This is a genomic window from Streptomyces sp. NBC_01410, from assembly GCF_045040195.1.
GTDB lineage: Bacteria > Actinomycetota > Actinomycetes > Streptomycetales > Streptomycetaceae > Streptomyces.
The window spans coordinates 1466931-1488236 of the sequence record NZ_CP109530.1 but is presented as its reverse complement, the minus strand read 5'-3'; the positions used below and the strand labels follow the sequence as shown (position 1 = coordinate 1488236).

22 protein-coding genes are annotated in these 21306 nt (G+C 70.4%); 14 read left to right on the top strand and 8 right to left on the bottom strand.

The genetic code is table 11. The features are described from left to right. Window positions 1-70 precede the first annotated feature (70 nt). On the bottom strand, window positions 71-529 hold the full coding sequence (locus OG741_RS06870; RefSeq protein WP_405595927.1) for a nuclear transport factor 2 family protein: 459 nt from the start codon (window positions 527-529) through the stop codon (window positions 71-73). 128 nt (window positions 530-657) lie between these two features. Here OG741_RS06870 and OG741_RS06865 point away from each other — a divergent pair, with 128 nt between their 5' ends. Next, complete coding sequence (locus tag OG741_RS06865; protein ID WP_405595926.1) at window positions 658-1281, top strand: flavin reductase family protein; 624 nt, start codon at window positions 658-660, stop codon at window positions 1279-1281. A gap of 9 nt (window positions 1282-1290) precedes the next feature. Here the strand turns inward: OG741_RS06865 and OG741_RS06860 are convergent, their stop codons facing one another. From OG741_RS06860 to OG741_RS06845, 4 genes are all read right to left on the bottom strand, one after another. Further along, a complete protein-coding gene (locus OG741_RS06860; RefSeq protein WP_405595925.1) occupies window positions 1291-2448 on the bottom strand; it encodes a methyltransferase in 1158 nt (385 codons plus the stop codon). Between the two features lie 64 nt (window positions 2449-2512). Beyond that, entirely contained in the window at window positions 2513-2686 is a 174-nt protein-coding gene (locus tag OG741_RS06855; RefSeq protein WP_266488392.1) for a hypothetical protein, read from the bottom strand. A 53-nt stretch (window positions 2687-2739) separates the two neighbouring features. Continuing rightward, window positions 2740-3615: an undecaprenyl-diphosphate phosphatase gene (locus OG741_RS06850; RefSeq protein WP_405595924.1), complete on the bottom strand. Its 876-nt coding sequence runs from the start codon at window positions 3613-3615 to the stop codon at window positions 2740-2742. 316 nt (window positions 3616-3931) lie between these two features. Beyond that, window positions 3932-4636 (bottom strand): TVP38/TMEM64 family protein, encoded by a 705-nt coding sequence (locus OG741_RS06845; protein ID WP_405595923.1) that lies wholly within the window; start codon window positions 4634-4636, stop codon window positions 3932-3934. 48 nt (window positions 4637-4684) lie between these two features. Here OG741_RS06845 and OG741_RS06840 point away from each other — a divergent pair, with 48 nt between their 5' ends. From OG741_RS06840 to OG741_RS06820, 5 genes are all read left to right on the top strand, one after another. Further along, the gene (locus OG741_RS06840; RefSeq protein ID WP_405595922.1) at window positions 4685-5395 is read left to right on the top strand and encodes a DNA alkylation repair protein; all 711 of its coding nucleotides are present in this window, start codon (window positions 4685-4687) and stop codon (window positions 5393-5395) included. A 100-nt stretch (window positions 5396-5495) separates the two neighbouring features. After that, window positions 5496-5618: a hypothetical protein gene (locus OG741_RS06835; protein WP_324983621.1), complete on the top strand. Its 123-nt coding sequence runs from the start codon at window positions 5496-5498 to the stop codon at window positions 5616-5618. A 98-nt stretch (window positions 5619-5716) separates the two neighbouring features. Next, the gene (gene tuf, locus OG741_RS06830) at window positions 5717-6886 is read left to right on the top strand and encodes an elongation factor Tu (protein ID WP_324983622.1); all 1170 of its coding nucleotides are present in this window, start codon (window positions 5717-5719) and stop codon (window positions 6884-6886) included. Window positions 6887-7082: 196 nt separating this feature from the next. Beyond that, a complete protein-coding gene (locus OG741_RS06825; protein WP_405595921.1) occupies window positions 7083-7925 on the top strand; it encodes a patatin-like phospholipase family protein in 843 nt (280 codons plus the stop codon). Between the two features lie 4 nt (window positions 7926-7929). Then, entirely contained in the window at window positions 7930-8775 is an 846-nt protein-coding gene (locus OG741_RS06820; protein WP_405595920.1) for a spermidine synthase, read from the top strand. Window positions 8776-8890: 115 nt separating this feature from the next. On the opposite strand, the gene OG741_RS06815 is transcribed toward OG741_RS06820, so the two are convergent. Then, window positions 8891-9928 (bottom strand): hypothetical protein, encoded by a 1038-nt coding sequence (locus OG741_RS06815; protein ID WP_405595919.1) that lies wholly within the window; start codon window positions 9926-9928, stop codon window positions 8891-8893. 109 nt (window positions 9929-10037) lie between these two features. Between OG741_RS06815 and OG741_RS06810 the strand changes: the two genes are divergently transcribed. The 3 genes from OG741_RS06810 (at window position 10038) to OG741_RS06800 (ending at window position 11843) form a co-directional block, all read left to right on the top strand. Further along, entirely contained in the window at window positions 10038-10475 is a 438-nt protein-coding gene (locus OG741_RS06810; protein WP_405605432.1) for a DUF4442 domain-containing protein, read from the top strand. Between the two features lie 136 nt (window positions 10476-10611). Beyond that, on the top strand, window positions 10612-11259 hold the full coding sequence (locus OG741_RS06805) for a DedA family protein (RefSeq protein WP_405595918.1): 648 nt from the start codon (window positions 10612-10614) through the stop codon (window positions 11257-11259). Window positions 11260-11306: 47 nt separating this feature from the next. Next, window positions 11307-11843: a gamma carbonic anhydrase family protein gene (locus OG741_RS06800; RefSeq protein WP_405595917.1), complete on the top strand. Its 537-nt coding sequence runs from the start codon at window positions 11307-11309 to the stop codon at window positions 11841-11843. A gap of 42 nt (window positions 11844-11885) precedes the next feature. Here the strand turns inward: OG741_RS06800 and OG741_RS06795 are convergent, their stop codons facing one another. Then, a complete protein-coding gene (locus OG741_RS06795) occupies window positions 11886-12365 on the bottom strand; it encodes an ATP-binding protein (protein WP_266488372.1) in 480 nt (159 codons plus the stop codon). Between the two features lie 109 nt (window positions 12366-12474). Between OG741_RS06795 and OG741_RS06790 the strand changes: the two genes are divergently transcribed. After that, the gene (locus tag OG741_RS06790; protein ID WP_405595916.1) at window positions 12475-15324 is read left to right on the top strand and encodes a LuxR C-terminal-related transcriptional regulator; all 2850 of its coding nucleotides are present in this window, start codon (window positions 12475-12477) and stop codon (window positions 15322-15324) included. A gap of 334 nt (window positions 15325-15658) precedes the next feature. Next, the gene (locus OG741_RS06785; protein ID WP_405595915.1) at window positions 15659-16396 is read left to right on the top strand and encodes an acyltransferase; all 738 of its coding nucleotides are present in this window, start codon (window positions 15659-15661) and stop codon (window positions 16394-16396) included. 15 nt (window positions 16397-16411) lie between these two features. Here OG741_RS06785 and OG741_RS06780 read toward each other — a convergent pair whose 3' ends face one another. Then, on the bottom strand, window positions 16412-17278 hold the full coding sequence (locus OG741_RS06780) for an EamA family transporter (RefSeq protein WP_405595914.1): 867 nt from the start codon (window positions 17276-17278) through the stop codon (window positions 16412-16414). A 110-nt stretch (window positions 17279-17388) separates the two neighbouring features. Between OG741_RS06780 and OG741_RS06775 the strand changes: the two genes are divergently transcribed. From OG741_RS06775 to OG741_RS06765, 3 genes are all read left to right on the top strand, one after another. Beyond that, window positions 17389-17961, top strand: coding sequence for a helix-turn-helix domain-containing protein (locus OG741_RS06775; protein WP_405595913.1), 573 nt, complete (start codon window positions 17389-17391; stop codon window positions 17959-17961). A gap of 43 nt (window positions 17962-18004) precedes the next feature. After that, window positions 18005-18568: a YbaK/EbsC family protein gene (locus OG741_RS06770; RefSeq protein ID WP_405595912.1), complete on the top strand. Its 564-nt coding sequence runs from the start codon at window positions 18005-18007 to the stop codon at window positions 18566-18568. Between the two features lie 450 nt (window positions 18569-19018). Further along, window positions 19019-21298 (top strand): FxsB family cyclophane-forming radical SAM/SPASM peptide maturase, encoded by a 2280-nt coding sequence (locus OG741_RS06765; protein WP_405595911.1) that lies wholly within the window; start codon window positions 19019-19021, stop codon window positions 21296-21298. Window positions 21299-21306: the final 8 nt, after the last annotated feature.

Below are 21306 nucleotides of genomic sequence, written 5' to 3'. Positions count from 1 at the left end.
CGGCGACCGCGAGCGGTGTCGTCTCCAGTGTGCGCGAGCAGGACCTGCAAGAACAGTGCGCCCAGGTCGGTCAGGAGCCGCCGGGGGCGTCCGGAGCCCGCCTCCACTTCTCGTGGATCACCACCGTGCGCAGCCGCCAGCCCGCGTCCGTACGCAGCAGGCCGAAGGTGTACCGGCCGCCGGAGACGAAGTCGTCCCCCGACTCCAGACGCATCGGGTTCACATAGTCGGCCTGAAGCTCGGCCCGGTCGCCCGGATAGCCGCCCAGGTCCTGGATGTGCAGCCGCCGGTTGACGATGAGGTGCTGGCGTACCGGAAAGAGGCGCATCGTCTCTGCCAGCCAGTCGGCGACCTCGGCGGCGGGACCCTCGATCCCGCCCGAGCCGCGGTAGTCCGCGCGCCCCTCGGGGGTGAACAGGGCGCGGTAGGCATCCCAGTCGCCGTCGTCCACCGCCACCGCATAACTGGTGATCAATTCATCGATGGTCAGCCGGTCCATCACGGTCGCGAGATCCACGCGCTGCGTCATCGGGTCAGTTTCGGGCAGTAAGGGCCCAAGGCCAAGAGCTGTGCACGCCAGTCACCTGCTCTTCACCCGCTCTTGTTCAGCAAACGGTCGATCTGCGCCAGTTCGGCGTCAGGCGCCATACTTCCCCCATGCGCATCGACTACGACCCGGCACAGTGCGACCGCGACACCTTCTACCGGCTGCTGACCGCCACCGTCGTCCCCAGGCCCATCGCCTGGGTCTCGACAACATCGGCCGACGGTACGGACAATCTCGCCCCGCACTCGTTCTTCACGATCTCGTGCGTGGCTCCGCCCGTCGTGCAGTTCACCTCGGTCGGCCGCAAGGACTCGCTGCGCAATATCGAGGACACCGGGGCCTTCGTGGTCAACTTCGCACCCGAGCCGCTCTTCGAGCAGATCAACGCCACCGCCACCGACTTTCCGCGTGGCATCAGCGAGTTCGACGCGGTGGGCATCGCCCGCGAGACGAGCCTGCGCGTCAAGCCTCCGCGCGTCGCGGCCTCCCCGGTGGCCCTCGAATGCGAACTGCACAGCACCGTACGACTCGGCGACTCGACGGTCGTCTTCGGCCGCGTCGTCCATGCCGTCGTCAGCAAGGAAGTGATGGCGGGCGGGCACCCCGAGGTGACGAAGCTGGCGCCGCTCACCCGGCTCGGCAAGGACGAATGGGCCACGCTCGGAGGCGTACGCGAGATCTCCCGTGTTCCCTACGCCGAGTGGCAGGACGGCGCCGACGGCCTCGGCCGCTGAGCCCGGCGGCTATTGCCTGACGGCCCGCAGCACCACGAACTTCGGGTCGCCGGCGACGACTTCGCAGTTCCCGAAGAGGCGGCGCAGTCTCAGGTGATAGCCGAGATGGCGGTTTCCGACGACCCAGAGCTCGCCCCCGGGCCGCAGGGCGCGGCGCGACTCGCCGAACATCCGGCGGGCGGCCGTGTCCGTCGTCGCCCGGTGCGAGTGGAACGGCGGATTGTTCAGCACCAGATCGACGGACGCGTCCGGCACACCCGACAGACCGTCGCCCACCAGGAACTCCGCCTTCATGTCCGACGGGACGTTCTCGCGGTACGTCGCCTCGGCCGAGGCGACCGCCGAGAACGACTCGTCGATGAAGGTCACCGAAGCCGCCGGATTGGCCAGCGCGGCCGCCGTGCCCACCACGCCGTTGCCACAGCCCAGGTCGACGACCCGCTTCGGACCGTGCCGCTCCGGCAGGCTCCGCAGAAAGAAACGGGTGCCGATGTCGAGGCGCTCGGCGCAGAAGATGCCCGCGTGATTGGTGACGGTCCGGCCCGCGAGCACGCCCACGTCGTCGGGCAGCGCATAGCGCAGCGGCCAGGGACTCGGGGTGCGGGCGAGTCTGGGGTCGGGCGTACAGAAGATGAGCCGCGCCTTCTTCACCGCGAGCGAGGTCCTGGTCGGACCGAGGATCCGCTCGAACAGCTTCAGCGTCGAGGTGTGGATCTCGCTGACCATCCCGGCGCCTATGACAACCGTGTCCGCGTGCACGGCCGGCGCGAGGCGGTGCAGCTGGTCCTCCAGCAGCGCGAGGCTCTTGGGCACCCGGATCAGCAGTACGTCGATACGCTCCGGCGGCAGGTCCCTGACCGACCGGAGGCGTACCGCGTCCACGTCGATGCCGTTGCGGGCCAGATTCGCCCGGGTCGCCTCCTGGCCGAGGAAGGAGTCCGTGATCTGTACGGGCCGGTGGGCGGCGAGCGAGGTGGAGAGGGCGCCCCAGCGGTCCCCGACGACGGCCAGCGTGCCGGTCAGATCCGTGGGCGCGGTGTCGTCGATCCCCTTGAGCTGCCCCAGAAGGTACTCGTCGGCGGCGTCCCAGGCGCGGAGCGTGTCGCGGGGGTCCTCGGGGAAGCGGGCGAGCTCGAAGCCGCCCCATGACGTGGTCAAACGATTCATTGTGGCACTCAGGCTAGCCGAGCCCGCGATCACGCCGAGCGCTCCCGGCCTGCCCGCCCCGCGCTCAGGCGGCGTGCTGCACGTCCCCGAGCGCGGCCGCGGCCCACTCCACCACCAGTGCCTCGTACTCCGGGCGCCGGTCGTCGGGCAGCTCGCCGTCTGCCCACAGCTCTCGGATCCGGGCATTGAGCTCGGCGGCGGACAACGCGGTTTCTGACTCGCGGGACAAGGGGGACATGCAGACAGGCTAAGGCCTGGGTACGACAGCCGTCAGTCCCGCGTCAACGCGCCTCAGCCGCCCGACTCACCCGCGTGCGGGCTCAGCGCATCCGTTCCGACCAGGATGAACAGCAGGATTCCCAGCAGAATGCGGTAGATCACGAAGGGCATGAAGCTCTTCGTAGTGATGAACTTCATGAACCAGGCGATCACCGCGTAGCCCACGGCGAAAGCGATGATCGTCGCGAAGAAGGTCTGCGGCCAGTCCACATGCCCGCCCTCGCTCGCGTCCTTCAGCTCGAAGGCGCCCGAGGCCAGCACGGCCGGGATGGCCAGCAGGAACGAGTAGCGAGCCGCCGCCTCACGCGTGTAGCCCATCAGCAGACCGCCGCTGATGGTCGCGCCCGAGCGCGAGACGCCCGGAATCAGGGCCATCGCCTGGCAGGCACCGTAGATCAGACCGTCCTTGACACCCAGCTCCTTCAGCGTCTTGCGCTGCTTGATGGCCCGGTGCTTGCCGCCCTGCTCGTCACGGGCTGCAAGACGGTCGGCGATGCCGAGGACTATGCCCATCACGATCAGGGTGGTGGCGATCAGCCGCAGATCCCGGAACGGGCCCTCGATCTGGTCCTTGAACGTGACGCCGAGCACGCCGATCGGGATCGAGCCCACGATGACCAGCCAGCCCATCTGGGCGTCGTGGTCACTGCGCAGCTCCTTGTTCGTCAGGGAACGGGACCAGGCGGAGACGATACGAGCGATGTCCTTGCGGAAGTAGATGAGAACGGCCGTCTCGGTGCCGATCTGGGTGATCGCGGTGAAGGCGGCGCCCGGGTCCTCCCAGCCGGCGAATGCGGCGGTGAGCCGCAGATGCGCACTGGAGGAGATCGGCAGGAACTCGGTCAGTCCCTGGACGAGCCCGAGGATGAATGATTCGAACCAAGACATCGAAAACTACGCCACCCAAGAAATGATCACGGTCTGACGGCGCGTAGCGTTCCCGATCATGCGCCAGGTCTCAGGAAGCCTAGCGTCCCCTGATCGGCGGGAATCTCGCAGCCCCTGTCAGCGCCCGCACCGGGCGCCCGCCCCCTCGCGGGGCGGGCCGGACGGCGCCCATGGAGGCGCACGCCACCGTCTCCCGCTCAACGCCCGGACGCGGCCCACGCCTTGGTGCGCGGCCCGGCGCGCGCTCAGCTCCTCCCACGCCAACTGGGCGGTGGTGGCGAGCAGATGAGGATGCGGGGCGCCTTGACCCGTCGGTCTAACGCCCCCGGAGCCGGTGCCGCTTGCGCCAGGCGACCCAGGCCGCGGCCAGCCCCGTCACCACGATGAAGCCCATCGCGATCAGGAACGCCGGGGACGTCGGCGAGCCCGCCCGGCTGCCCGCGACCACATACGCCGCCGTGTTCGGGATCGAGCCGATCGCCGTCGCCAGCAGAAAAGGGACATAGCGCATACGGGAGACGGCGGCGCAGTAGTTCGCCGCCGCGAAGGGCACGCCGGGGAAGAGCCGCACAGCCAGCATCGAGCGGAAGCCGTGCCTGCTCAGCTGGGCGTCGGCCGCCTTCAGCCAGCGCCCCCGCAGCAGCGGCCGCAGAGCGTCCTGCCCGAGCAGTCGCCCCAGGGTGAACGAGATACCCGCACCCAGCACCGTCCCGGCGAGCGCCGAGACGAACCCGGCCTGCGAGCCGAAGAGCGCGCCCGCCGCCAGATTCAGCAGCGGGCGCGGCACGAAGGCCGCGGTGCACGCCCCGTACGCGACGCCGAACAGCACCACCGCGGCAGCCCCGCTCAGCTGCGGCGGCCAGCCGGCCGAGAGCAGCCGCTGCGGCTCGTACAACACCACCGTCACCGCGGCGGCGGCCAGCATCGCCACGAGCAGCGACAGCCGCGACCACGGCGAGAGCAGCGCCCTCGTGCAGCGCACGGCGAGACCCGAAGTGGGCTGGGGGACGGGGTCGAGCATCCGGGGAGACTAACCGACAGGGGATGTGATCGCCGTAATGTGAGCCGCATGACCCCGGTCCACCCGCCCGCCGTCCCGCACAGCGAGCTCGCCGACACCGTCCTTGCGCGCCTCACCACCGTCTACCCGACCGGCGCCGATGCGGTCAGGGCCGAGTCGGCCGCCGCGTACATGAAGGGCATCGCGCCCTTCCTCGGGCTCTACACCGGCACCCGCCGCGAGCTCTCCCGCACCGTTCTGGACGGCACCGCCGTCCCCGACGAGGCCGACTGCACGGCGATCGCCCTGCGCTGCTGGGGGCTGCCCGAGCGCGAGTACCACTACTTCGCCGTCGACTACCTGCGCCGCCATGTGAAGCGCTGCTCCTCCGGCTTGCTGCCGGTCGTACGCCATCTCGTCGTCACCGTCTCCTGGTGGGACACCGTCGACGCGCTCGCCGCACATGTCGCCGGACCGCTCGTGAGCGCCGATCCCGCGCTGAAGTCCGTCATGGACAGCTGGATCGAGGACGACGACCTGTGGGTCGCGCGCACCGCGCTGCTCCATCAGCTCCGCTACAAGGCCGCGACCGACACGGAACGGCTCTTCGCCTACTGCCTGCGCCGTGCCGACCACCCCGACTTCTTCATCCGCAAGGCGATCGGCTGGTGCCTGCGCGAGTACGCCAAGACCGATGCCGACGGGGTACGCGACTTCGTCGAGCGGTACCGGGACCGGCTCGCGCCGCTGTCCGTACGCGAGGCTCTGAAGAACCTGTGAGCTGCTGAGCTCACGTACAACATCCGCGCGGCTCCCGCACAACTCCCGCGCGGGGAAAACCATTCGACGCGGCGAAGCGCCCTGAGCGATCATCGTCGACATGTTCCGGTACGCCTTCCTCGCAGCGCCGTCCGCAGTCGCGGACGCGCCGAAGGCTGCCGCATTCCCCGCAGCGGCCGCAGCCGCCGCTGCCGCAGCGCCCCTCGACGGCGCCCGAAGCTGACCCTTCCCGGATCGTCCGGCGGACCCCGCAGGGGGAGGGTCGGCAAGGCCCAGGGGTCCCATCACGCTTCGAGTTCCGAGGAAACCGAGGAAACAGCCATGCCCAAGACGGCATACGTGCGCACCAAGCCGCACCTCAACATCGGCACCATGGGCCACGTCGACCACGGCAAGACCACACTCACCGCCGCCATCACCAAGGTCCTCAGCGAGCGCGGGACCGGCACCTTCGTGCCGTTCGACCGGATCGACCGGGCGCCCGAGGAGGCGCAGCGCGGCATCACCATCAACATCGCGCACGTCGAGTACGAGACCGACACCAGGCACTACGCGCACGTGGACATGCCGGGCCATGCCGACTACGTCAAGAACATGGTCACCGGAGCCGCGCAACTGGACGGGGCGATCCTCGTCGTCTCGGCGCTCGACGGGGTCATGCCGCAGACCGCCGAGCACGTCCTGCTCGCCCGCCAGGTCGGCGTGGACCACATCGTCGTCGCCCTCAACAAGGCGGACGCGGGCGACGACGAGCTCACCGACCTGGTGGAGCTGGAGGTCCGCGAGCTGCTGACGGCCCATGGGTACGGCGGGGACGCCGCGCCGGTGGTACGGGTCTCCGGGCTGAGGGCGCTGGAGGGCGACCCGCGCTGGACGGCCGCCGTCGATGCGCTGCTCGACGCCGTCGACACGTATGTGCCGATGCCCGTCAGGTACACGGACGCGCCGTTCCTGCTCCCGGTGGAGAACGTGCTCACCATCACCGGGCGCGGCACGGTCGTCACCGGCGCCGTCGAGCGGGGCACGGTCCGCGTCGGCGACCGCGTCCAGGTCCTCGGCGCGGACACCGAGACGGTCGTCACGGGACTGGAGACCTTCGGCAAGCCGATGGAGTCCGCGGAGGCCGGTGACAACGTCGCCCTGCTGCTGCGCGGCATGGCGCGTGACGCGGTCCGGCGCGGCCATGTGGTGGCGGCGCCGGGCAGCGTCGTGCCGAGTCGGCGCTTCACGGCGCAGGTGTACGTGCTGTCCACCCGCGAGGGCGGCCGTACGACACCGGTCTCCACCGGCTACCGGCCGCAGTTCTACATCCGGACGGCGGACGTCGTCGGCGACGTCGACCTCGGCGAGGCGGCGGTCGCCCGGCCCGGCGACACGGTCACGATGACCGTGGAGCTGGGCCGCGACATCCCACTGGAGCCGGGCCTCGGCTTCGCCATCCGCGAGGGCGGCCGCACGGTGGGCGCGGGGACGGTGACGGAACTGGTGTGACTGCGGGGCGCGCCACGCCGGTTGCGCCGGGCGGCAGGGTGTCGCCGGTTCGGCGGGTGGTGGCGCGGCGGGGTTCGGTCGGTTTCGCCGCGCGGCTTGGCGCGAGCCGCGCGGCGAAGCGGGCGGTGGGGGCGTGGGGGTGTCAGCCCCCGCGTCCCGTACCCCCGCCGGACGCGGTCGGGGCAGACTGACTCCCATGGCTGACACGGCAGTTGTACTCGGCGCCGGCGGAATCACCGGTGTGGGCTGGGAGATCGGCATCCTCCACGGACTCGCCCGCGCGGGCGTGGATCTGACCACCGCCGACCTCCTCGTCGGCAGCTCCGCCGGCGCGGTCGTCGCCGCCCAGGTCGCATCCGGCAGGCTGGACCCGGCCGAGTTGTACGAGCGCCAGCTCGCCCCGCCCGAGGGCGAGAGCGCCGCCCGCTTCGGGCTTGCGATGACGCTGACGTACACACGGGCGATCCTCACGTCACGTACACCCGAGGAGTGCGGACGGAAGCTCGGCAGGATGGCGCTCGCCCGCGACAACGGAGACGAGGCGTCCCGCCGCGAGGTGATCGCCCGGCGGCTCCTCTCACACACATGGCCGGAGCGGCGCCTGCTCGTCACCGCCGTCGACGCGCTCACGGGCGCGTTGAAGACGTACGACAGGGACAGCGGCGTACCGCTCGTGGACGCCGTCGCGGCCAGCTGCGCGGTCCCCGGTGTCTGGCCTCCGGTCACCATCGACGGCCGCAGGTGGATCGACGGGGGAGTGCACACCACGGCCAATGCCCATCTCGCCGCCGGTTACGAGCGGGTGGTCGTCCTCGCGCCCATCGCCTCCGGCACCAAGGCGATCGCCTCGCCCCGCGCCCAGGCCGCACAGCTCGCCGCGGCGGGCGCCCGCGTCGAGGTCATCACCCCGGACCCCGCCGCCAGGAAGGCCATCGGCCGTGGCCGCCTGGACCCGGCACTGCGTGCGCCCGCAGCCCGCGCCGGGCTGGCCCAGGCCGCCGCGCACGTCAAGGCCGTCGCCGCGGTGTGGGCACAATGAGACGGTGAACGAGCAGCTACCCGTCATCCGCGAGGTTGACCGCGGCACCGCCAAGCTGATGCCGGACATCGACCGGGACCGGGCCTGGCTGCTGACGGTGGACGGTGCGCCCCAGTCGTATGTCGACCTGGACGCGCCCACCCACCTGGAGTTCGAGTACGCGCGGCGCCTCGGTCATGTCGTCGACTGCGCCGCGGACGAGGGCGCACCTCTCGACGTGCTGCATCTGGGCGGCGGGGCGCTGACCCTGCCGCGCTACGTGGCCGCGACCCGGCCGGGCTCGCGCCAGGACGTCGTGGAGGCGGACCGCGGACTGCTGGCTCTGGTCGCCGAGCAGTTGCCGCTGCCCGCGCGATCGGGGATCCAGGTGCACGGCGCCGATGCCCGCGCCTGGGTCGAGGCGGCTCCCGCAGACTCCGTGGACATGCTGATCGGCGATGTCTTCGGCGGCTCGCGGGTACCCGCCCATCTCACCTCGGTCGAGTACGCGCGTGCCGCCGAACGCGTCCTGCGGTCCGGTGGAATCTACGGCGCCAATCTGGCCGACGGCGCGCCCTTCGCTTTCCTGCGCTCCCAACTCGCCACATTCGCCTCGGTGTTCACCGAGCTCGCGCTGATCGCGGAACCTTCGGTACTGCGGGGGCGGCGCTTCGGCAACGCGTTGCTGCTCGCCTCGCAGACCCCCATCGACACGGCGCTCCTCGCCCGCCGCACCTCCGCCGACGCCTTTCCGGCGCGGCTGGAGCACGGCTCATCGCTGACCCGGTTCATCGGGGACGCGAGGGTCGTACGGGACGCGGACGCGGTGGCGTCACCCGAGCCGCCCGACGGCGCTTTCAGCATCGGCTGAGCCGGCCGGGCAGGGCCGGCCTGATGCCGACCTCTGCCCCCGCAGCTCGGGCACGTGCCCGAGGTGGCTGAAAAGGCCACCTCGGGACCCGCTGCCGGCCGCATTGCCGTACGAATTAGTCGGTGGGCGTTCCCGCCAGCCGGACCGTGCTCAGGATCTGCGCGATGGTCGCGTCCGGAACCTCGTCCTTGACGCCGGTGTTGGCGTACAGGACCCAGCTCACGAAGTCACCCTTGCTGTTCTTGAAGGTGAACGCGATCGACTTGCCGTCGGTGCTGCACTTGTTGGTCTTCTTCACGCCGAGCGCGGTGGCAGTGGCGACGCTGCCGACGAGCCCGGACTTGGTGGTGTACGGCTTGGCCTTGGTGATCTTGACCGTGCCCTTGGGCTCCTTCTGCGCATAACCCGCCCAGACCCAGTTCCCCGCCTCGTTGTAGGCGCCGGTGGCGGTGTCGGTCGCGCCCTTGCCGCCCTTGGTGCCGGTCGTGCTCAGGCCCCACTGCTCGGGCTTGCCGTCCTTGTCGGTGTCGAACGTGCACCACTTGGACTTGTAGTGGGCCGGGGCCGACATGACGACGACGGGCGAGCCGTCGTTCTTCTTCTCGTCCTCGAAGAAGGTGCTCACGCCGGAGCCGGCGACCTCCCAGGTGGGCGGGACGTCGAACTGGGTGCCGCGCTTGGGGTTGGTGACGACCTTCCAGCCCGCGATGACCGGCTTGGCGTCCTCGCCCCCGCGCGGGTTTTCGGTCGGTGAAGCGGGCACCGTGCTGGGCTTGTTGGCCGTGGGCGTCTTCGAGGCGCCCACCTTGCTGCCCTCGTCCTTGGTGCTCTTGTCGTCGTCCTTGAGCACGATGACGCCGGTGACGACCGCGGCCGCGACGACCGCCGTGGCGGCGACGATCGCGACGATGGTCGTCTTCTTCTTGTCGTCCTGCGGCGGCTGCGGCGCACCGGGCGGCTGGCCGGGCACCGCGTACTGCGGCACCGTCGGCTGCTGGTACGGATTGGGCTGCTGGTAACCCGGTTGCTGGTGTCCCGGTTGCTGGTGTCCCGGCTGCTGATAGGGATTCGGCTGTTGGTACCCCGGCTGCTGGTACGGGTTCTGGTCCTGCGGGTTCTGCTCGCCCCCGGGCGGCTGCTGTCCTGGCCACATGGCGAGTAACGATAGAGGTGCGGTGCCACGGGTGCCACGTCCGCCCCCGCCAGGGGATGGCCAAGACTGCTACCCACGGGTAACATCGCGGTCCATGAGCGCTGATCAGATGTCAGTCGGCGAGATGCTCGCCGCCACGGTCCCCATGGCCCGGACCCTCAACCTGGAGTTCCTGGAGACCACCGCCGAGCGGGCCGTCGTCCGCATGCCGGACCAGAGCGACTTCCACAACCACGTCGGCGGACCGCACGCCGGAGCGATGTTCACGCTGGCCGAGACGGCGAGCGGTGCCATCGTCCTCGCGGCCTTCGGTGACCAGCTGACTCGTGCCGTACCGCTCGCCGTCAAGGCGGAAATCGGCTACAAGAAGCTGGCGATGGGCGTCGTCACCGCGACCGCCACGCTCGGCCGCCCGATCGCCGACGTCGTCGCCGAACTGGACGCGGGGGAGCGCCCGGAGTTCCCCGTCGAGATCGCCATCCAGCGCGCGGACGGCGCGGTGACCGGCGAGATGACGGTCGTGTGGACGCTGCGCCCCAACGCCTGAGCACACCGGCCGAGCACGTCGGCCGGGCACACCGCGTGAGCGCACAGCCTGAGCGCCCGAGGTAGGCTGCCCGGCGTGCGCCGACGCGGGCGCACGCCGGGCAGCCCATGCCCGGTGACCTCGGGAGGAACCGGCGTTGCACGTCCAGGAGTGGCTCGAGACCGTCCCTGCGGTCAGCATCTACCTCCTGGTGGGGGTGGTCATCGGCCTTGAGAGCCTCGGCATTCCTCTGCCGGGCGAGATCGTCCTCGTCAGTTCCGCCCTGCTCGCCTCGCAGCACGGCGAGATCAATCCGTACATCCTCGGCGCCTGCGCCTCGGCCGGCGCGATCATCGGCGACTCGATCGGCTATGCCATCGGGCGCAAGGGCGGCAGGCCTCTGCTGGCCTGGCTGGGCGGGAAGTTCCCCAAGCACTTCGGTGAGGCGCAGATCGCCATGGCCGAGCGGTCCTTCGAGAAGTGGGGCATGTGGGCCGTCTTCTTCGGCCGCTTCGTCGCCCTGCTGCGTATCTTCGCCGGGCCGCTCGCGGGCGTGCTGCGCATGCCGTACTGGAAGTTCCTCATCGCCAACGTCTTCGGCGGAATCCTCTGGGCGGGCGGCACGACCGCCGTCATCTACTCCGTAGGTGTCGTTGCCGAGGCATGGCTCAAGCGGTTCTCCTGGCTGGGGCTCGTCCTCGCCGTGCTGATCGGCCTCACCTCGATGCTGGTGCTCAAGAACCGTGCCAAGAAGGCGGCCGCGCAGGCGAAGACCGAGCCGGAGCCCGTGCCCGCCTCCGACTGACCCGCAATCCGCGAAGGACTGACGAGAAGAACCGAGGAGAGACGGCGATGGCGGCAGGTCAGGCACTGATCGCGGCAGTGGGCGGCAAGAAGCCGAGCATCGCGCCCGAGGCCTTCACCGCTCCCACGTCCGTCGTGATCGGCGAGGTCACCATGGCTCCGGGCTCCAGCGTCTGGTACCACACGGTGCTGCGCGCGGACTGCGGCCCGATCGTCCTGGGCGCCGACACCAACATCCAGGACAACTGCACGGTCCATGTCGACCCCGGCTTCCCCGTCACTGTCGGCGAGCGCGTATCCGTCGGCCACAATGCCGTGCTGCACGGCTGCACGGTCGAGGACGACGTACTGGTCGGCATGGGCGCGACGGTCCTCAACGGCGCGCACATCGGCGCCGGTTCGCTGATCGCCGCGCAGGCGCTCGTACCGCAGGGGATGCGGGTACCGCCCGGCTCGCTCGTTTCGGGCGTGCCCGCCAGGGTCAAGCGTGAGCTGACCGAGGAGGAGCGGGAGGGCATCAAGCTCAACGCTTCGATGTATCTGCTGCTGGCCAAGGGACATCGCGAGGCGACGGAAACCGGCTGAAGCCCCGCCGGGTTCCCGTCCGCTCGACGCGGCCGCAGGCCGCTACACCGGGGGTCCGCCGGAAGAGGCGGGCATGACAATCTCGGCCGCCACCACGCTGCCGGCTTCCAGCCTGCGCGTGGTGGTCCGTGTCGCGAACGCGTCGACGAGCCGGAGACCATGACCGAGGTCGGCGTGGGCGTCCAGCGGCTCCTGCCGCCGTACTGAGCGGTGCTTCCAGCTCCCGCCGTCCCTGACCTCGGTCGTCAGGGTGTTCCCGCGGACCCTGATGGCCACTGCGACCCACGGGCTGCCGCTGTGCAGCACCACATTGCTGACCAGCTCGGTGACGATCACCGCAAGTGCCTCGTGGAAGTCGTCGTGCAGTCGCCACCGCTGCGCGACGGCGCGGGCGAAGTGCCTCAGCGTGCGCGCGGCTTCCGGCGTCGCCGACATCGCACACTGGGCCAGTCCCGAAATTCCGCCATACGGCATCCGGCCGGAAGGCGGACGGTGGGGGGACTCCTCTGCTGATGCGATCACTGTCGGCTCCTTTTGCCCAGGTGGTGCCCGGGCGCTGGGTCTAACCTCGTGGGCAGCGCACAGTCGGCGCAATTGGGGAGACTGAAGTACGGATACCTAAAGAAATGAAATGCCCGGAAATGTCGAGGAGGGTGAGCTGGTGAACACACTCGGTGACGAAGCCTGGGAAAGGTGGCTGAAACAGACCCTCGACCGTCCCACCCGCCAGCCCGCCCTGCTGTTGATCGAAGGAAAAGCAGGAACCGGCAAGAGCCGACTGGTCGACCGGCTGCTCGACGCCTCCGAGGCGGGACCACGACCGCGCGTCGTCCTGACCTTCACCGCTTCCGGCACCGCACTGGTACATCACCCGGCCCAGCCGCCCCGCCCCGAGACGGGCAACGACCGGACCACCGGGCGCACCCGCATCGAACAGCCCCCGTTGCCGCCGCGGATCTATCCGGATGCCGCCGCGCTTGCCGAGGAACTGGCGCCCCTGCTCGAATCCGGCGGCCCGGTACTGCTGATCGCCGAAGACGTGCACCGCGCCGACGCGGGCAGCCAGGACCTGCTGCGGCGGCTGCTCGAACGGCCGCCCGCCGGTCTCGCGGCCGTGCTGGTCTACCGGCCCGAGGAGCTGGCCGAACCCGGTCTGCTGCTGGGCAGACCCGTGAGCTACCCGGCCCGGCTGTCCCTGCTGCGCATTCGACGGGAACCACTGGACGCCGAGGAGGTGCGACGGCTGGTCGAGGAGCGGCTGGGCCCCGAGAGCTGCCCGCCGGAACTGGTCGCCCGCATCCACGAGCGCTCCGGGGGAGTCCCGCAGGTCGTCGTCGACCTGGTGCGCCAGCTGGAGGACGTGTGCGGCCCGAAGGAGCGCTACACCGCACGGGACGTGGACGCCACGGGCACTCCCGTACGGCTGGCCGAACTGGTCCTCGGCCGCCTGGCCGCGCTGTCACCGGAACACCGGGCCGTCCCTCACGCGGCGGCGGTACTGGACGAGCCCGGCAGCGCCGAGGACCTGTACGCGGTCGCCGCGCTGCCCGCCGAGACCGGCCGCGAGGCCCTGATGGCCGCCCTGCGCGGAGCCGTGCTCCAGCAGACCGGCAGTGATCTGTACGGATTCCCCTCTCCGCTCGCCGGCACGGCCGTCTACGAGGAACTCCCCGGGCCGTTGCGCCGGGACATGCACCGCCGGGCGGCCGCCGTCCTCGCCCGCCGCCACCCCGTGCCGTGGGCCCGGCTCGCCACCCACCGGTACCGCGGCGGCCGGCTGCGCGGCTGGCTGAAGGCGGTCGAGCGGGCCGCGCAGCAGTGTGCCGAGGCCGGTGAGCACCAGACGGCGATGGACCTGCTGGAACATGCCCTGTCCCACCCGTCGGTCCCGCGCGAGGTGCGTGCCAGGCTCGCGCCGCTGCTGGCCCACAGCGCGGTGCTGGGGCTGCACACCGACCAGACCGTTCAGGTGCTGCGCCAGATCCTCGACGACCAGTCCCTGCCCCCGGCCGTACGCGGTCAGATCAGGCTCGACCTGGGACTCGTCCTGTACAACCAGGCCGGTATGGGCCTGCAGGGCTGGGTCGAACTGGAGCAGGCGGCCGACGAGCTGGCGGAACGCCCGGCCCTCGCGGCACGCGCCATGTCGGCGCTCGCCATGCCCGTGATGTCCGCGGTCCCGCTGGAACGCAATCTGCACTGGCTGGAGAAGGTCCAGAAGATGGCGGCCCGCAGCGACGACCCCGAAGTGCGCACGGCTGTCGCTGCCAACTGCATCGCCGTACAGCTGGAGATCGGGGACCCCACGGCCTGGGACGTGCTGGAGCGGCTGCGCGAGGAGACCGATCACCCCGACCGGCTCCCGCACGTGGCGCGCGGGCTGGTGAACGCGGCGGACGCCTCCCTGTGGCTGGGACATCTGCAGCGGGTGGGGGACCTGCTGGAAGAGGGGCTGGATCTGGCGGCCCGCAGCGGAGCCTCGTACGTCGAGCAGGACGGGCGGGGCAGCGTCCTCCTGCTGGACTGGATCAACGGCCGGTGGGAGGGGCTGGCCGGCCGGGCGCGGGCCTTCGTCGCCGAGACGGGCGTCATGCCAGGGCCGGCGGCCGACGCCCGGATAGTCCTCGGCATGCTCGCCCTGGCCCAGGGGGAGTGGCAGCAGATGGCGGCCTGGCTGTCGGGCGACGGGCATCCGCTGCCCGTCGGCTCACCGCTGCCGCACGTGGCCGCGGCCGCCGGTGCGCTGGTGCGTACCGCCATCGCCCGCGGCGACATCGACACCGCGGCCTCCGAGGCGGCCGACGCCTGGGACCGACTGCGTGACAAAGGTGTCTGGGTGTGGGCTTCGGAGCTCGCGCCCTGGGCCGTCGAGGCGACCGCACGCGCGGGCAGGGCGCAGCTCGCCTCGGACATGGTCACCGAGTTCGAGGCGGGCCTGAAGGGCAATCTCGTACCGGCGGCCGCGGCCGCACTCCAGTGGTGTCGCGGCGTCCTGCTGGAGACGGCGGGCGAACCTGCCCGGGCGGCGCCCCACTTCCGTGAAGCGGCGGCCATGTACACCGAGATGCCCCGCCCTTACGCGGCCATCCTCACCAACGAGGCCGCCGCGCAGTGCGTGCTGGAGGCGGCGGGCCGGGGCACCGAAGCCGCCGCTGCCGTCGAGGAGCTGGCCCTGTGTGTCCAGCAACTGACCGACCTGGGGGCGGGCTGGGACGCGGCACGCGTACGGGCGACGCTCCGTGCCCATCAGCCCGCCGCCGAGCAGCGCCCCCGCGGGCGCCCGAGCTATGGGGACCAGCTCTCCCCGCGTGAGCAGGAGGTCGTGGACCTGGCCTCCGCGGGGCTCACCAACCGTGAGATCGCCGCTACGCTGCATCTGTCGCCGCGTACCGTGGAGCAGCATGTCTCCCGGGCCCGCCGGAAGCTCGAATCGCAGTCCCGGCAGCAGCTCAGCCGGTCACGGAACAGCCGCCCGGTCTGATTTATTTGCGTATCCGTAGATCGCGTTCACGGATAGGCGCTCGTCGGCCTGCGGCATAGCTTCCAGGCACCGAAATGCGGAACGCACCGTTGCCGTTTCCCGTCGCGGCAGGCAGAGTGCCCGCTTCGGTGCTGTGCCCGGGATGCCGGAAGGCCGGGGCGAGCGCGGGCCACGTCCCCACCGCGGTGGCCGCCTCGTCCAGACAGGGGGGTCCGGCCCCGGGCACGGCCTGTCGTCCCTGACGGGTGATCAATATCCTTGTGTGACGCGGCGTGGGGCGAACATCACAGCGTACGGCCGTGATCAGGCCGGGCGGGCCGACTACCGTGTGCGCGTGCCCCGGAACAGAAACACGTTCTCATCGCTCGCCGCCTGGCGGCGGCGCGTCCTCACGCGCGCCGTCCAGCGCGGCTGGCGCTGGGTGCAGGACACAGGCGCAGTCACGGCGGAGCACCCCGGGCCACTGCGCTTTCGCCGGCTCGGCTCCGGCACCCGGCTCGCCTTCCCGCAGGGCACCGTCTTCGGCGAGGCCTGGATCGAGCTCGGAGACCACTGCATCATCGCCGAACAGGTCACGCTCACAGCGGGGATGATGCCCGGTCTCGACCTGGGCGCCGACCCCATTCTGACGCTCGGCGACGGTGTCGTCCTGGGCCGCGGCAGCCATGTCATCGCCGACACCCGGGTGACCATCGGCTCGGACACGTACTGCGGGCCCTATGTCTACATCACCTCGACCAACCACAGCTACGACGACCCCCATGAGCCGGTCGGCAAGCAGTGGCCCCGCACCGAGCCGGTCGAGATCGGCCCCGGCTGCTGGCTGGGCACGGGTGCGGTGATCCTTCCCGGCGCGCGGCTCGGCCGCAATGTGGTGGTCGCGGCGGGCGCTGTCGTACGCGGCGAGGTCCCCGACCACTCGGTGGTCGCCGGTGCCCCCGCCCGGGTCGTACGCAGCTGGGACCCGGTCCGCGGCTGGCAGCCCCCGCTGCGCACGCCCGCTCCCGTGCCGATCCCGGAAGGCATCACTTCCGAGCAGCTGCTGGCGCTCGCGGAGCTGGAGGAGAGCTGACGGCAGGTGCGGCGATCAGCCCGTGGCCAGCAGGACCGTGCCCACCAGCGCGAGCCCCGCGCCCGTCGCCTGGACCGCACGCAGCCGTTCCTTGAGCAGCAGGAGCGCGGCGAGGACCGTCACCACCGGGTAGAGGTTGGCGAGTACGGCGGCGACGGTGACGGGGCCCAGCTGCGCGGCGATGGAGTAGGTGCCGTTGGCCGCGACGTCGGCGAGGCCGACGAAGGCGAGCGCCGGGATCGAGGCCCATACGATCCGCATCCCGCCGTCCTCGGGGAGGGCCCGTGCTCCGCGCTTCACCGATACGAGCAGGGCTGCGCCGCCGACCGTCACATTGGTGACGCGCTGCACGAACAGGGCGAGGAACAGGCCGGTGATCGTGGTCGAGGCCTCGGAGATCAGGGCCATCACCGCGCCGAAGCCGAAGGCGGCGAGGAGGGTCAGCAGGATGGCCTGACGCTGCACCGGCGCACCGCGCAGCTGGGGTCCGCCCGCCAGCACGATTCCGGCCACGGCGACGGCGATTCCGGCGAACTGCAGCAGCCCTGGCCGCTCGCCGAGGATCAGACCGATGCCGACGGGCACGGCGACGCCCAGTGAGCCGAGCGGGGAGACCACACCCATCGGGCCGAGGGCGAGCGCCTTGTAGAAGGCGAGCATCGCCACGGGGCCGACGGCACCGGCCGCGACGGCGTACCAGAGCTGCGGTCCGGCCTCCGTCCAGCCGCCGGTGGCGATGACGACCGCGCCGAGTACCACCACCGCGATCGCCTGCGAGGCGACGACGACCGTGAGGGCCGGCATACGCCGTGTCAGCAGTCCGCCGCCGAAGTCGGCCAGACCCCACAGGAGGCTGGTGGCCAGGGCGAACAGTGCGGTCATGGCGGGCCTCGCAGTACAGTGCAGTGAACGTTTGAGTGCACCACACCGTAGTGCAATGTATTGAACTCTGTCATCCAGAATATTGGACGGCCGGACAAGTTGGACGGAATGTGTCGGACCTCGATCAGCTCACTCAGTCGCTCGCCCGCAATCTCAAGCGCTGGCGCGGCGAGCGGGGGTTCACGCTCGATGCCCTCGCCGCCCGGGCGGGGGTCAGCCGGGGCATGATCATCCAGATCGAGCAGGCACGTACGAATCCGAGTGTCGGGACCACGGTGAAGCTCGCGGACGCCCTCGGCGTCAGCATCACCACGCTCCTCGACTACGAGCAGGGCCCGCAGGTCCGCCTCGTACCCCCGGAACAGGCCGTCCGTATGTGGTCCACAGCGACCGGCAGCTACACGACCCTGCTGGTCGGCACCGAGGGGAACGGTCCCCTCGAACTCTGGGGCTGGAAGCTGATGCCCGGCGACACAAGCGAGTCCGACCCGCACCCGGACGGCACTGTCGAGCTGCTCCACGTCACCGCCGGCGAGCTCACCCTCGTCGTCGACGGCGAGCCCCACGCCGTATCGGCGGGCACCTCCGCCACCTTCGAGGCGAACGCTCCGCACGCCTATCGCAACGAGGGGGACGAGCCGGTGGAGATGACCATGGCCGTCTCGATCCCGCCCGCGCGTTGAGAAGCTCAACCGCCAGTGTGGGAGCGGCTGTTAGCGTGGCCCAATGCGCGCTCCCATCGGCACTTTCGACGACGCACGGCCCGCCGCCGACTGCCTCGAACTGCTCACCGAGCCCGTGGCCGACGCCGTGCGGGCGTGGCACGGCGACATCCCCGTCCAGCAGCTGATCTACGTCGACACCGACCCGGAGATCGCGGACACCGCCGCCTTCGTCGAGCACTACGGGCGGGAGCTGCTCGAACAGTCGGCGAACTGCGTGGTCGTCTCGGGCAAGCGCGGCGGCGAGTCGACGCTCGCGGCGTGTGTGGTCCTGTCCAGTACGCGGGTCGATGTGAACGGGGTCGTCCGCAAACAACTGGGCGCCCGCAAGGCGTCGTTCGCCACGATGGACACGGCGGTCGGCGAGACGGGGATGGAGTACGGCGGCATCACACCCATCGGGCTGCCCGCCGAATGGCCGCTGCTGGTCGACTCATCGGTGGTCGACACGGAGTGGGTGCTCATCGGGAGCGGACGCCGGCGCGGGAAGCTGATCGTGCCGGGGAAGGCGTTCGCGGAGCTGCCGGGCGCGGTGGTCGTCGAACGTCTCGGAATCGAGATGTCTTGAGTAGCCCAGGCCATGGCGGAGGCGGGCGGCTGCCTTTTACTCTGGTACGCGCGCCCGCGCGTGTCGCCCGTATGGCTGGCCTGGTCGGGCAATCGACAACCAAAGCGCTGGGAATTCGTTGGCGCCGAGGGGGGACACGTGTTGCGCGAAATGTCCGAATAAGCGGTATTGCTTCACAATAGTCTCACTGGTACGCATTCCTGCGTTCCATGAGCCATCCATACTGAAAGGCGCTCAATGGACACTGCCCTTGTCTCCGCGGTCGGCAGGCCCGAGGCCGCACCCCGTCAGCAGGTTACCCATCGGGAGCCGCTGGTCAAACAGGCCGTTGGCCACGCTGGTGGGGACCTGCCCGCGTCCGTCCGTCGGCTGTTGTCGACCAGTGACGGGTCTCGTCCGTTGGGTGCAGCCTTTCAGTCCTCGATCTGAGTGACTGAAAGGAGCCGAGCCGTGGACCGGCCACTCCCGTCATTGAGTCAGTTCGTGCTCAAGGTGCACAGCCGTTGTGATCTCGCGTGTGATCACTGCTATGTCTACGAGCACGCGGACTCGAGCTGGCGTGGTCGGCCCAGGGCAATGGCCGAAAAGGCCATGGAAAAGACGGCGGCACGTATCGCCGAGCATGCCAGGGCCCACCGGCTTTCGCTGGTCCAGGTCGTGCTGCACGGCGGAGAGCCGCTGCTGGCCGGGCCCATCCGATTAAGGAAGGCCGCCGAGGAGCTGTACGGCGCATTGGACGGGGTGTGCGCCCTGGATCTGCGCATTCACACCAACGGAGTGCTGCTCAACGAGCGCTTCTGTGATCTCTTTGCCGAACTGGCCATCAAAGTCGGCGTATCGCTCGACGGTGACAAGGCATCCAACGACCGCCATCGGCGCTATGCCGACGGCCGCAGCAGCCATCCGCAGGTGCTGCGGGCCGTGGATCTCCTCAACCGGCCTGCGTACCGGCGGCTGTTCGCGGGACTGCTGTGCACGATCGATGTCGAGAACGACCCCCTCGCGGTGTACGACGCCCTGGTCGCCCTGCGTCCCCCGCGCATCGACTTCCTTCTGCCCCACGCGACCTGGGACGTGCCGCCCCCGCGGCCGGGGGCCTCGGCGACGCCCTACGCGGACTGGCTCGGAGCCATCTACCGGCGCTGGGACGGAACCGGGCGGCCGGTCCCCGTGCGGATCTTCGACTCCGTACTGCGCACGCTGCGCGGTGAGAGCAGCCTGACCGAGTCGCTGGGACTGGCACCCGCGGATCTTGTGGTCATCGAGACCGACGGCACCTTCGAGCAGGCCGACAGTCTCAAGACTGCCTATGACGGCGCACCTGTCACGGGCATGGACGTCTTCGCGAACTCCTTGGACGAGGTGCTTGAGCATCCCGGAATGCTCGCCCGTCAGCTGGGAGTTGAGCAGCTCAGCGATCAGTGCCGCGCCTGCCCGGTGGTCAGTTCCTGCGGCGGTGGCCTCTACGCCCACCGCTACCGGACCGGAAGCGGATTCGACAATCCCTCGGTCTTCTGCCCCGATCTGATGGCACTGATCACGAGCATCCGCGACAGGGAAGCCGCCGCGGCGGCACAGCCGGCCGGGCCCCTGCGATCGGGGGAAGCCGACGACCTCGACGAACTGGCCACGGGATTCGGCGGTGCGGACACTGTGGGGCGCCTGGCGTCCGCCCAACTCGACCTCAACCGGGAACTGCTGGCCGCCGTGAGCGAGTGTGCCCCGGTCGGCGACAGGGCTGCTGCGGCGGCATCGGAGCTGCTGCGGCAACTGGACCAGGACGCCCCACACGCGGTGGACGCGGTACTGGCTCACCCGTATACGCGTCCCTGGGCGCTGCGCGTCCTGAAGGGCTGGGGGTCGGGGACCATCACGGCCGGTCTCGCCGAACTCGCGGCGGCCAGTGCGATGAGGGCGCGGAGCGAGGTCACCGTCGTCGTCCCGGTGAGCGACGGACTGCTGCGGCTGCCGGGCATCGGCGCGGTGACTCTCGGACACGATTCCGGCCACGCGGAGGTGGCCATGGACGTCGAGGGCTTCTCCGTACGGGCGGCGGGCAGGATGCTGCGAATCGCCTGGGAGGAGGGTGTGGACGGACTCACTCCGTACTGGCAGCCCGTGCGACTGGTCGAACTTCCCGGCTGGACCGTGGCGTTGGAGGACACCGACCCGCTGCGAGACGCCTATGAGTGGCCCGTGGCTCAGCGCCTGTCCGCCGGTGAGGCGAAGATGTGGGCGGAGGACCTGACCGAGGCCTGGTCATTGGTCCAGCGTCAACTGCCGTTGTACGGACCGGGCTTGGCGGCCGGTCTGCGAGCGATCACCCCGCTGCACTCTTCGGACGGGGGCGATGTCGGCGCCGCTTCCAGAGAAGCCTTCGGAGCGGTGGGGGCGGTCAGGCCCGGCTCGCCGGACCTGCTGGCACTCCTGATCATCCGTGAGTTCCAGCAGATGAAGCTGGGTGCGGTACTGGACCGTCACGATCTCTGCGCGGGGCCCCTCGTCGGCCTGATGCAGGAGGCGTACGCGCAGCTCGCGGTGGCGGACTTCTGGCGCGTACGGGGGCTTACGGCAGAGGGCGAGTCCGCGCGCACGGCGCAGGCGCAGTGCGCCGACCGGCGGAGACAGGCCGCCAAGGCTGTCGAGGAGCTGGCCGGATCAGATGCGCTGACGCCCCTTGGCGAGCGATTTGTGGCGGGGATGACGAGCAGGCTTCACGCGATCGACTGAGGGGAAAC